Here is a 12,590-nt window from a genome sequence, read left to right as displayed (position 1 = left end):
ATGAAACCCAGGTAATCCCGTAACTCCAATTTTAAACACACTAAAACATTAAATTTCTTTATCCGGCCAATACCGCTTTATCATCCACATCAGCTTCAAGCTTCTGTTGCCTTCTTTTATATAATACAAACAGGGCAGCAGCCAGTACGCCTATGATACCTTCTATACAAACAGCGCGCCTTGGGCCTAGTCCGCTGGCCAGCCAGCCAACCAGTAAGCTGCCGATAGGTATCATACCCTGGTACGCCATTACATAGTAACTAATAGCACGGGCCCGCATGGCTGGGATAGCATGGGTTTGTATATAGGTATTAATGGCCGATGTTTGCGCCATCATACCCATACCTGTAAATACCATAAATATCAAAGCGAAGGATAATTTGCCGGCATAAGCCACCATCAAAACACTAAGCCCAAAAACCAAACTAGCGGTTATCATAATTTTAATGAGGTTTTTATTGCTTTTTAAGTTAGCCAGGTAAACCGCACTGATCACTGATCCCAAGCCTGCTGCACTCTCAAACCAACTGAAGGTTTTGGCATCGCCATTAAATATATCTTTTGCAAAAATGGGCATCAGGGTGTTAAAAGGAATCACAAATAAACTGCTGATGCTCAGCATCAGGATCAGGCTGCTCAGGTCGCGATCACCGGATACATATTTAAAACCCTCCTGCAATTCGGTCCAGATACTTTTTTCTGACCGGATAATAGCTTTGGTGTTCAGTTTCATCATAAACAAGCAGCTCAACACCGGTATATAGCTCAAAAAGTTACCGAAGAAACAAAAGTCCTCGCCAAAGGTGCCCAGGATAATACCGGCCACCGCAGGACCCGCAATACGTGCCAGATTGCTCATGGTAGAGTTAAGGGCAATGGCGTTCGGCAGATCGTCCTTGTTATCAACCATCTCCATCATTAAGGCCTGACGGCAGGTAACATCAAAAGCATTGATGATACCTTGTATCAAACTTAAACCAATAATAGCCGGTATGTTATAGAACTTGAACAGGATCATAAAAGCAAGCGCCCCGGCTTGTGCCATGGATATCACCTGCGTAATAACCAGGATACGGTAGCGGTTGTGCCTGTCGACAATACTGCCGGCGTAGGGGGCCAGTATCAGCGATGGAATTAAACTTACAAAGCCAACCACGCCAAGCAACAGCGCCGAACCAGTAAGCCGGTAAACCAACCAGCTAACGGCGGTTTTTTGCATCCAGGTACCAATTAGCGATATAGATTGGCCATAAAAAAACAGTTTAAAATTGCGGTACTTAAGTGATCGAAAAACATTCATTGGGGTAACAGATAACAAAAGCTTTTCAGGGGAGATCTTAATGCAAGACTATTGAAATTCTTTATGGTACAAATATCGGGAATGATGATATATTTGTAAAATAGATTGTTTTAATGATATTAATTGATAAAAACGATTAATTATGGAACTCAGACAATTGCAATACTTTGTTAAAGCGGCCGAAACCATGAATTTTACCGAGGCGGCTGCTGCGGTTTTTATTACCCAAAGCACCTTATCGCAGCAAATTAAACAGCTGGAAGAGGAGCTGGGTATGCTGCTGTTTGATCGTATTGGCAAACACGTGCGTATTACCGAGGCTGGCCATGTATTTTTAACGCATGCCCGCAAAATATTAATGGACGTACAAAAAGGCAAACAAGCCATCGCCGAATTAAATAACGCAGCCACCGGCGAACTGAATGTAGGCGTATCCTATGCTTTTACCTCTTCGTTATTTCCGGTATTGGCTCCATTTTCAACCAAATATCCGGGTATTAAAATTTTTATCACTTCTGATAATCACGTAGAACTGGAAAAAAAACTTCGTTTGGCTGAGCTGGATCTGATTGTAGCCTATCACAACGAATCAGACGATGAGGATCTGGAAATGCAGCCCTTGTTCAGCTCCAGTATTGTGATGGTGGTGGCCAAAAATAACCCATTGGCGCAACTCAAAAGTGTAAACCTGAAACAACTATCAGAGTTGGAATTGATATTACCGGGCAAGGGTTTTAGCTCGCGCACATTTATTAACGAGCTATTTTACAAAAACAAAATGAGCCCCAATATCAAGATCGAGCTGAATGATGTGCATTCCTTGCTGTCATTAGTGCAGGATGGCGAGTGGGCAACCATCCTGAATGAAAAAACCTTAATAGGATGGGATAAGCTGATTGCCATTCCGATAGCCGGTCAGGAGGTAAAAAAGCAATCTTATATCCTTTGGCAAAAGGGTGTTTACCGCAAAAAAGCCGCGATATTGTTTACCGAACAGCTCATGACTGTTATGAATAATGAATGATAGCTATTGTTTTTATTTAGCTGCCGCTTTACCCTCCACATGTAACGATATGGTGCTGGCATGAGGAAAACCAAGCGTACTGCCCGGTATAATCTTCAAGTAATACTGTAAATAACTATTCATGATACTTTGCGAGGCCTGTATGTATGCTTTTTCAGCACCTTCGTCGCCCATGAACCCTACCAACGGCCTTGTAAAATGCATTAGACCTTTGTCATCAACACATATCTCAAAGGAGTAGTAAAAATCCTTATAGGCTTTATGGATAGTAATATCGAAAGTAGGATCAAGGTAATCATCCGATGCATCAAAATTATTCATAATATCGGGTTTGGTATGCCGTTGATTTACCGTTACTAAAGGGCTTTTACTTATCAGCTGAACCGGTTGCCTGGCCGAAAAGGCTTTGGCTATGTTATTGCTGGCTTTGGCTGCCAATGCTTTTACAAACAAAGTATCCTTGCTACTGGGGCGTCTCAGTATGGAAGTATCCGTATGCAACACATTTTTCACATAATTGTCGGCATAAAACAACATATATACTTTGGAGCCGGCGATATCTATGGAATCGCCTTTTGCTTGTAGTATCTCCATGACGATACTGTCTTTACTCAGTTTTTTAATTTTGAACCATGACCGTGCCGCGTTAAAAACAGAGTCATATCCACGTGTAAGCGGGAAATTGATGAACGTATTTTTTGTGGGACTAAAGATGCTCACCGAATCGTCCGAAACGAATTTCATTTTCCATTGGGGTTCCAGTTGGTAACCATATTCATTAAATGACAAACCGTTTTTTTGCCGTCTGGCTACTTCGCTATAGTTAATGCCGTTAAAAGCCCGGAATGATATCAGGTGTTTTTCTTTAGCCTTGCCCGGATCTTTGCATCCGGAGTGGGTAATAGCAGTAACAAGCAGCATTGCAGCGCCTATGTATTTGATGTGATTATTGGTGAAAAGCATATCGGCTTAAAGATATATAATTCTTTATACCGATATGAATAGTTTAACTATTACTCGTTTATTTATAGCTGAAACTTTACAAAAACCAGTATTGCAAGTGTTATTTATTGGCCGTCTTCGGCAGATACTGCCGGCTTCTTTTTCTTGAAGAAGAAGTGAGTTTGGCTAAAATAGCTAAAGAACACAATAAATATGGTAGCTATGATCTTGGCTGGAGTTGGATAAAGACCCATCACATCAACCAGCAATTTTAAAAACACCAGATTTAGCAAAATACATATGGCATTAACAATTATAAACCTGGATAATTGGCCCCTTTTACTCAGGCCCGATTCTTTAAAAACCACATATCTGTTTAAATAAAATCCGGTGCAAAACGAGATACTGAACGAAAACATCTGCGAAGCAATATGCGGGCTCAGGGTATAAAAACCAAGATCGATGTTATGTTTTTTGAAGATAAAATTATAGCTGAAACTAAAAAGCAGGATATCAAACACCGTATTACTGCCACCGCAGGCCGCATAACGAAAGGTGTGCAGCGGCATCCATTTTTTAAATGGTTTGTAAAACAGGTCGATAAAATTCAGGATTCCGTGTCGTATAAAATTGTGGACTTTGCGCATACCAGATTTTTAAAATGCAGAGCTGCTTGTTACTTGGCCATCTCTTCTTTGATCGCTCTCAAAAACTCATTGGCATGCTGCGATCCGATAATATAAAGCAGGCCATCCCTGTCGGTAAGGTGTATGGCATCATTACCGGCGGCATAAAAGCGCACAGTTCCTTTGGTATGCAGGTTATATACCGGGTTATTGAACAAATAGCGGCTGTATGATCCTTTTTCTGCCTTCACAATGCCATTCAGATCAATTTTAACCAGGCGGGTGGTCCACAAACCGTTAAGCCTGATACTTTTATTTTCAACCCGGGTACTAAAGTGCAGTAAAAAACCCATGATGATGGATATGATGATGATAGCAAAGCCAACCACCACCAGCAGGTCGCCGTTGCGTTCACGTTCATCCGTAAAAAAATAGGCCGCGAAACAAAACATGGCCAAAACCAGGCGTATAGTTATCGGGATAAATTCCCTGCCGAGGTACTGTTTTTCTACAAAAATTGCTTTATCGCTCATCTTAATTTATACAGTTCGAAGATAGTAACTTTTTTAGTGTTATTGCTTACTTTATACCTTTCGTCGGGCCGGTAACCACCAACCCACATCACTTCGCCATTACCATTTACCAGCACCGGCACTTCCTCTTTTTGATTCAGCGATATTTTCTGATTGATAAAAAAATCGCTCAGTTTCTTTCGCCCCTTCATACCCAGGGGATAAAAATAATCGCCCTCCTGCCACACCCGCAAGGTGAGCGGAAATTTCAACAATGCAGCATCAACAGATACGGCCAGCGGATTGTCCTTTATAATCAGCGGGCTATCGTCATGCAAAACCGTCATTTTATAATTGCCGTAATGCACCTCATGTGTTTTTTCGGCAATCAGAACAGCTTCGTGCCCACCATTTTTCCTTTTCTCCAATATCAACCGGTCGCGGTCCAGTATTACCGAATATGTTGGTGATTCAAATACCCGGCCGGAATGTTTATCCAATGCCGATATCAGGTCATCAACGGCAGTTTCGTTAAAACCGTATGGCTGCAGTAATTTAAACAGCAATAAACGCATAGGGTTTAATTGCCTAACTTCATCCAGCAACATATAATTACCATCTTGTCCATGTTTAATTATTGTTTCGGATAGCCGCGCGATTTGATTTTCGAGCAATGTTTCCAGGTCGCGGAAATGTTTCAGGTTATTTTCAAAGGTTTTCTCCAGTGCCGGGTTCAATTCTTTTAGCAGGGGTATCACCTCCAGTCTGATTTTATTACGGGCATATTTGGCCGAAGCGTTGGAGCTGTCCTCCACATAATCCAACTTATTTTGGGCGATGATGGAGGTTATCTCATCCCGGTTTAAAAACAGCAATGGGCGTACCAGGTTACCGTTTTGAGGCAGTATGCCATGCAGCCCAGCTATGCCCGTACCCCGGGTAAGGTTTAACAATATTGTTTCAATTGTGTCGTTTTGGTGGTGTGCAAGCGCAATAACCTGGTAATCTGATTGCTGGCTTATGGCGCCGAACCATTGATAACGCAGTTCGCGCGCAGCCATCTGAATAGATATTTTATTTTCGGCAGCATAATTCCGGGTATCAAAATTAACGGTATGGAAAGGTACACGAAGCTGGTTGGCCAGATCATTACAAAAGGACTGGTCGCGCAGGGCTTCGTCGCCGCGCAGCTGAAAGTTACAGTGGGCGATGCCAAAGGTATAACCGGCCTGCTTTAATAAGTGGGCCATTAAAACAGAATCCATGCCACCGCTTACCGCAGCCAAAATTTTGCTGCCAGGCGTAAACAAAGTATTTTGTTCAATAAAATTTACAAATTGTTTAACTGGCAGCAAGATAATGAGTGAATTAGTGAGTTAATGAATTAGTGATTTCGCTTGTTATTTGTTATTGCTAAAAGCTTACTAAAGCAGAAGATGTTCTCCCTCCCTCTTTGCGGCGAAGCCGGAGAGAGGGCCGTCCAGCGAAGCGTAGACGGGGTGAGTCGATTCTGCAATATTTGGTTTGCACCATCAAAATTATTAAATTATGAGAACCAAGAGTTAAGAATCAGGAATTAAGAGAGAAAAAATAGGTTACAAATGGCTTTTTTTGTCTTGTCTCTTGATTCTTAACTCTTGATTCTCTTTAACCCCAACAAAAAACTAATTTTGCCAACGTGAGTAAATATGTTTTAAGCTTTCTGTTATTGATACTGACGGGCAGTGTTATGGCCCAAAAAAAGAAATCAATTGTAAACCTGATACAGTCAGAAAGCAGCTCTGTTGTTACCATTAAAGGACGCCAGGTGATCAAGGTTTATAAAGGGGTTTTTAAACAGGATTTCTCAACCCTGCGTTCAGACAGTGCTTATTTTTATCCTAACGAAAACGCTTTTGATGCCTTTCGCAACGTAAACATCAACCAGGGCGATACGCTGAATATTTTTTCTGATAAGCTCAACTACAACGGTAACACCAAACTGGCTATACTCACCGATAATGTAAAAATGGTAGACCGTGATGCCACCTTAACTACCAATTATCTTACCTACAATACCGCTACCCGCATAGGCACTTATACCAGCGGAGGTAAACTGGTAAATAAGGACAATGTGCTTACCAGTAAAAACGGCTATTATTTTGCACAGTCGCGCGACTCTTATTTTCGGTATGATGTGGTACTCACTACCATTGATGCCATTATTAAAACCGACACCCTGCGTTATAATACGGGCACCCGTATATCTTATTTCTACGGCCCCACCAATATCTACGGCAAAAAAGACAAGGACACTCTGTACACCGAAAACGGACTTTATAATACCGTAACCGAGCAAGCTTTTTTTGGCAAAAAGAATCATTACAAACAGGGAACCAAATCATTAAAAGGTGATAGTTTATTTTACGACCGGCTCAAAGGCTATGGCCGCGCGGTTAAAAACATCACCTTTAATGATAATGAACAAAAAATAACACTCAAAGGCGATCTGGGTACCTATTTTAAAGCCGACGAACGTACTGTGGTTACCGAAAATGCATACGTGGTGCTAATCACCGAGCAAAAAGACAGCACTCAAACAGATTCGGCAGCGGCCAAAACACCTCCTGTATTAGCTAAAAATGCCAAAGATGCGATAAAAAACAAGCTCAAGGATGGCCCCAACACTAAGGATATTACCAACATGACCAAGCTGGCTAAAGATCTGAAACCGGGAACAATGGTGAGTAAAACAGATTCGACCCGGATAGATTCTGCCGCGAGAGCCCTGATCAAACAAAACAAAAATATAAAACCGGGCGATGCGATTGGGCAACTCACTGAGCTTTCAAAAATAGCCGATAATGTCAAAGCCAAAGGCACCATCGGGAAGGGGGATTCAGTTAAAATAGATTCCGTAACGAAAAAGCTCGGCGTGCAAACCAAAAATATAAAACCGGGCGACGCGGATAAAAAGCTCACCAATATGGCCAAGCTGGCTGCCGACATTAAACCGAAGAAGGGAGATAAACTGATAGCAGCACCTGTAGATACGAATAAACAAGGTGAAAAAGTAAAGCGCGACTCGATATTTATGACGGCCGATACGCTGGAAACCCAAATTATGACCTTCAAAAACCTGAAGATATACCAGGAAAAACAAAGGCTGCTGCATTTCAGGGACACCTCCGAAGCTGGTCTAAAACGGGCCGTTTTGAATCAGAAATTAAAGGGTATGCCGATTGTTTACCTGCACCTCCCAAAAGACACTACGTACCTGCATCGCGACTTTTTTGGAAAGCCGAAGGTTGATTCTACCCAAATCAAAAAAGATCTGTTAAATGCCAAAAGAAAGGCCAAACAGGACAGTGTACGGGCTGTAAACATGAAAAAAGACCCGGTATTTGCCAGCCGGGAGTTTGACGTAAAGGATACTGCCCGCATCAGGATATTAATAGCCCACCATCATGCTAAAATATTTAAATCGGATTTGCAAGGTAAGGCCGATTCTATTTTTTACAGCAATGCAGATTCTACCATACGTTGTTATGTAAAACCTATGTTCTGGACACAGGGCTCTCAACTTTCGGGCGATACCGTTTACCTGCAAATGCGCAACAAAAAGCTGGATAATATCGAATTGTTTCCGAATGCCTTTGTGGTGAATATTGAGAAGGACGACTCGCTGCACTTTAACCAGTCCTCGGGCCGAAAGATGCGGGGTTTCTTTAAAAATGACAAGCTTCACCAGCTATACATAGCCGTTAATGCCGAAAGCATTTATTTTAAGCGTGATAGTGGCAAGATAGCCGGTATGCAACGATCATTAAGCAGCCGGATCCATGTTGTTTTTAAAAATGGCGAAACTAAAGAAGTTACTTTTGTAACCAAGCCCGAAAACCGCTATGTCCCCATTGCTAAAGTTACCGAGGAAGATAAACTATTAAAAGGTTTTATATGGAAACCGAAGGACCGGCCAGCCTCCAAAGAAGCGATCATTCCAACGCATCATAAAAAATCAGCAGTTTCAAAATCACCGCCTCCGAAAGTTAAGGTAGACAGCTTAACACAGGCTAAAATGGATAACCTGAAGGGAATAATATTGAAACTCAGCAAGGATTCGACCAAAACCGACTCTGTGAAAAAGCTACAGTTGAACCTTCAACACCTTACCGATTCCATAAGCAAGGCTGCCGCAATTGTAAGATCTCCGGCACCAAAAACCAAAGCCGATAGTTTAAATCAGGTTAGGATTAGTAATTTGAAAGGGAAAATATTGAAGCTTGAAAAGGACCCGGCTAAAGCCGATTCTGTGAAGAAACTACAACTGGCTCTGAAAACCCTTACCGATTCGATAAGCAAGGCGGCGACAACCGTAAAACCGGTTACGGGTACTGCTGGCAGCACCGTAAAAGGCAAGCAACCGGCAACAAACGCGGGCAAGGACACATCGGCCAGTAAAGCAGGTGCAGGAAATCTGCCGGCGATAAAAGCAGGTAAAGACACTACAGCTATCCCATCGGCCATAAAGGCGTCAAAGGATACTACAGGCAAAATCGGGGGCACACCGCCACCAATAAAAGCGGTTAAGGATACAACAATTGTTGCGCCTAAAAAGCCAGGGAGTTAGGTTGAGGTTTATAAAATAATTTGTCATCCTGAGGTACGAAGGATCTATTCTGGAACCCTTCTTAACGAAGAATAGATTCTTCACTACGTTCAGAATGACAATATTTGATATTTGTACTTTTTTACTCTTCCTTTTTACCCCCCAACCCATACTTCTGCAATTTCTTTTGCACATAATTATGCCTGCGATTACCAGCTTCTGAAAGGGTAGCCGCGTCAGAAAATCGGGTGTCTGATACTTTGGGTATGCCGATGCGTTGTGCACTGTAGATACCGGAGTGTCCGCTGAAAAAATAGGCGGTAAAACAAGCTACCGCAAAAAACAAAACATACTGGCCGCCAAAAAGCTCAACTCCCATGATAGTACAGGCCAGCGGTGTGTTGGTTGCCCCGGCAAAAACCGCAATGAAACCCAACGCTGCAAATAAACCCACCGGTGCATCCATCAATACCGATAGTGTGTTACCCAAGGTGGCTCCAATATAAAAAAGTGGGGTTACCTCGCCGCCTTTAAAACCGGTAGCCAGGGTAGTAGTGGTATAAATGGTTTTCCAGAGCCAGCTCCAGGTATCGGCACCGCCTGTATGAAAGGCCGATGGAATGGTAACAGCACCTGCATACTCAGGATCGACACCGAGGCTCAGGTAATCGGGTTTGCCAATCAGCGCGGTAAGACCGATAATGATCAGTCCGCCCAATACCGGTATCAGCCAGGGAATAGACACCCGCTTTACAAAAAAGCCTTTGATGCCATGCACCATCCAGGCAAACAGGTAGCTGGCTAATCCGAACGCGGCAGATGCGATCATGATCTTAAAAAGCAACACAAAATCAAACGACAAGTATGGCGAAAACCAATGTGGTGCTGTTGTAAAAATATCAATATGGTAGGCCGTATGATGAACACCCCAGGCAACAACCGTAACATCACCAATGATACTGGCTATAAGGCAAGGGAGCAGGGCATTGTATTGAATGCGCCCTATAGTCAGCACTTCCATGGCAAATATAGCCCCGGTGAGTGGTGTACCAAAAACAGCCCCAAAGCCTGCGGCAATACCGGCGATGAGCACAATACGTGTATCATCAGGGTTTAGTTTAAACCAGCCACCAAACATTTGCGCTATACTGCCACCAATTTGCACAGCGGTACCTTCCCGCCCGGCGGAGCCACCAAACAGATGGGTAATAATAGTAGTGATGAGTACAATAGGAGCCATACGTTTGGGTACGCCGCCACCCGGCAGATGAATTTCGTCGATGATAAGGTTATTTCCTTTTTCGGCCGATCCGCCTATCAGTTTATAAATAAAATAGATCAGTACTCCGGCACCGGGGAGAAGATACAGCAGATAAGTATGAGCAAACCTGAAATGGATAGCCCAATTGAGTAACCATAAAAACAAGGCCACCATACTGCCAATGACGATAGCAATGGGTATAATGATGAGCGTCCAACGGATGAGGTGTTTGAGGATCGAAAAATGTTCGGACGTAAAAAGCTTATCGTTCATGAGCGACTAATTTAGGTTAAATAATAGAGGAACTGTCATGCTGAACGCAGTGAAGCATCTATTAGCCGATAGGCATAATCGAACAATAGACCCTTCGTTCCTTAGGATGACAAGAGAACTAATATAAAATACGGGATACCAAGAAGATAATAGAGATTTCATCCGGGCGCTATGCCGGCATATTTTTAAAAGCGATATATTGAGTTTTTTTTCCACCTACAAAAAATCAGCACAGGGGTAAACCCTATGAGTTAATTTATTGTAGGCGCCATCAGCTTTTTAGGGCGGTTGAGTAGGAAGACACCATTTCCTTTGGTACGAATATAGCTTCTTTTTTTATAAAGCCATAATTATTCGGGGTAAGTTTAAGAACAAACCCTTTCTGCAACATTTGAACCAGCTGTTTTAAACAGCCAGTTCTACTTCTTTAACAGAGATTAATAATGTGCGGCCCTGATATTCTACCCACAGATCTGCAAAGCCGCTCCCGTCATCATAACCCAGGAATTTCATGAAGGGGTTACTGATGTTTAAATTTTTCCATCTTTTACCAATATACTTAAGTAATTGACCACGTTTTAGGGTTGTGTGCTTTGCCATAAGTTTAATTTTTAAAAGTGAACAGTAGACTAAGTTAGTTAACATCAACGAAAATATTTAACCTTTGGAAAATATTTTTTCAATTGTATCAGGTATGTTACAGCCCTCACGGATGGCCAAAAAATGAAATTACAATATAAGAAAAAATACTCAGGCAGCTAATTAACTTTATATGAGTTAATTATATTTTGTTTACATTTAGTCAACCTTGGCTTTACCTGTGCATAGCTCTTTACACTTGTCTTTACACTTATCAATCACCTGTAAATAGTAATTTTCATACAAAGGCAAAATAGTGGCCAGATCAAATTCCTTGGCACGCGCCAGGGCGTTTTCTTTAAACTGGTTCAAACGATCTTCATCTTCCAATATATAAATGGCGCTTTTACCCATGGCTTCTACATCCCCAACATCTTTCAGGAAACCGGTTACACCATCTACATTTAATTCGGGCAAACCACCTGCATTGGTACTGATCACAGGTACTTTACAAGCCATCGCTTCCAAAGCGGCCAAACCAAAACTTTCTGATTGTGATGGCATCAGGAACAGATCGGCTACTGAAAGTATTTCTTCAATGGCATCCTGCTTACCCAAAAAGCGTACATTATCAGCAACACCCAAATCGCGGCATAACTGCTCGCAACCCGAGCGCTCGGGGCCATCGCCCACCATCAGCAATTTGGAAGGGATCTTTTTAACAACTTCGGCAAATATCCGCACTACATCCTCGGTACGTTTTACCTTACGGAAGTTGGAGGTGTGCACCAATACTTTTTCGCCCGATGGAGCGATAGCTTTTTTGAAATGATCTTTTGCTTTAAGACTAAAGCGGTTCAGGTCAATAAAATTGGGTATCACCTTAATATCGGTATCTATCTCAAAAAACTCGTAGGTATCGTGCCTCAGGTTTTCGGATACCGCGGTAACCCCGTCTGATTGATTGATTGAGAAAGTAACTACCGGTTTAAAAGTACGATCTTTACCAACCAGGGTAATATCGGTACCGTGCAGGGTAGTTACTACGGGGATATAAATACCGTAGGTTAATAATATCTGTTTGGCCATAAAAGCTGCCGAAGCATGCGGTATAGCGTAGTGAACGTGCAATACATCCAGCTTTTCGTGGCGAACCACATCAACCAAACGACTGGCCAGGGCCAACTCATAAGGCGGAAAATCAAAAAGCGGATAGTTGGATACCGATACCTCGTGGTAAAACAGGTTTTCGGAAAAAAGGTCCAACCGGGCCGGCTGGTTATAGGTAACAAAATGAACCTGGTGACCGCGGTCGGCAAGAGCCTTACCGAGTTCTGTGGCTACAACGCCGCTTCCACCAAAGGTTGGGTAACATACAATTCCGATTTTCATTAAGTTGGTTAATTATGGCTGCAAGTTTAACAGCAATTTACTGCAAATGTGTTAACACTGTGTAAAATGATATAACTTAGTCAAGTTACTCAT

10 protein-coding genes and 1 riboswitch are annotated in these 12,590 nt (G+C 42.4%); of the genes, 2 read left to right on the top strand and 8 right to left on the bottom strand.

Translation table 11 applies throughout. The annotated features are described in order from the left end of the window. Positions 1 to 58 precede the first annotated feature (58 nt). Entirely contained in the window at positions 59 to 1,300 is a 1,242-nt protein-coding gene (locus G7092_RS21755; RefSeq protein WP_166092486.1) for an MFS transporter, read from the bottom strand. Between the two features lie 142 nt (positions 1,301 to 1,442). On the opposite strand from G7092_RS21755, the gene G7092_RS21750 reads away from it, so the two are divergent. Further along, positions 1,443 to 2,324: a LysR substrate-binding domain-containing protein gene (locus tag G7092_RS21750; protein WP_166092484.1), complete on the top strand. Its 882-nt coding sequence runs from the start codon at positions 1,443 to 1,445 to the stop codon at positions 2,322 to 2,324. A 12-nt stretch (positions 2,325 to 2,336) separates the two neighbouring features. Here the strand turns inward: G7092_RS21750 and G7092_RS21745 are convergent, their stop codons facing one another. The 4 genes from G7092_RS21745 to tilS form a co-directional block, all read right to left on the bottom strand. Further along, the gene (locus tag G7092_RS21745) at positions 2,337 to 3,287 is read right to left on the bottom strand and encodes a hypothetical protein (RefSeq protein ID WP_166092482.1); all 951 of its coding nucleotides are present in this window, start codon (positions 3,285 to 3,287) and stop codon (positions 2,337 to 2,339) included. 104 nt (positions 3,288 to 3,391) lie between these two features. Next, positions 3,392 to 3,913, bottom strand: a complete 522-nt coding sequence (locus tag G7092_RS21740; RefSeq protein WP_166092480.1) for a GtrA family protein — start codon at positions 3,911 to 3,913, stop codon at positions 3,392 to 3,394. Between the two features lie 29 nt (positions 3,914 to 3,942). Further along, positions 3,943 to 4,425: a hypothetical protein gene (locus G7092_RS21735; RefSeq protein WP_166092478.1), complete on the bottom strand. Its 483-nt coding sequence runs from the start codon at positions 4,423 to 4,425 to the stop codon at positions 3,943 to 3,945. Then, the gene (gene tilS / locus G7092_RS21730) at positions 4,422 to 5,759 is read right to left on the bottom strand and encodes a tRNA lysidine(34) synthetase TilS (protein WP_166092475.1); all 1,338 of its coding nucleotides are present in this window, start codon (positions 5,757 to 5,759) and stop codon (positions 4,422 to 4,424) included. Before tilS ends, G7092_RS21735 begins: the two co-directional genes overlap by 4 nt. 323 nt (positions 5,760 to 6,082) lie before the next feature. Here tilS and G7092_RS21725 point away from each other — a divergent pair, with 323 nt between their 5' ends. After that, positions 6,083 to 9,013: an OstA-like protein gene (locus tag G7092_RS21725; RefSeq protein WP_166092473.1), complete on the top strand. Its 2,931-nt coding sequence runs from the start codon at positions 6,083 to 6,085 to the stop codon at positions 9,011 to 9,013. A gap of 121 nt (positions 9,014 to 9,134) precedes the next feature. Here the strand turns inward: G7092_RS21725 and G7092_RS21720 are convergent, their stop codons facing one another. The 3 genes from G7092_RS21720 to bshA all read right to left on the bottom strand — a co-directional run bounded on the left by G7092_RS21720 (position 9,135) and on the right by bshA (position 12,497). Then, on the bottom strand, positions 9,135 to 10,526 hold the full coding sequence (locus G7092_RS21720; protein ID WP_166092471.1) for a voltage-gated chloride channel family protein: 1,392 nt from the start codon (positions 10,524 to 10,526) through the stop codon (positions 9,135 to 9,137). Positions 10,527 to 10,781: 255 nt separating this feature from the next. Next, positions 10,782 to 10,846, bottom strand: a riboswitch (Fluoride riboswitch). 85 nt (positions 10,847 to 10,931) lie between these two features. Next, a complete protein-coding gene (locus tag G7092_RS21715; protein ID WP_166092468.1) occupies positions 10,932 to 11,126 on the bottom strand; it encodes a hypothetical protein in 195 nt (64 codons plus the stop codon). A gap of 198 nt (positions 11,127 to 11,324) precedes the next feature. Continuing rightward, positions 11,325 to 12,497 (bottom strand): N-acetyl-alpha-D-glucosaminyl L-malate synthase BshA, encoded by a 1,173-nt coding sequence (bshA, locus tag G7092_RS21710; protein WP_166092465.1) that lies wholly within the window; start codon positions 12,495 to 12,497, stop codon positions 11,325 to 11,327. Positions 12,498 to 12,590 lie beyond the last annotated feature (93 nt).

This window comes from Mucilaginibacter inviolabilis (genome assembly GCF_011089895.1).
GTDB classification, from domain to species: Bacteria; Bacteroidota; Bacteroidia; order Sphingobacteriales; family Sphingobacteriaceae; genus Mucilaginibacter; species Mucilaginibacter inviolabilis.
Note: the sequence above shows the minus strand (reverse complement) of the source record. Positions and strands in the feature narration are given on the sequence as shown.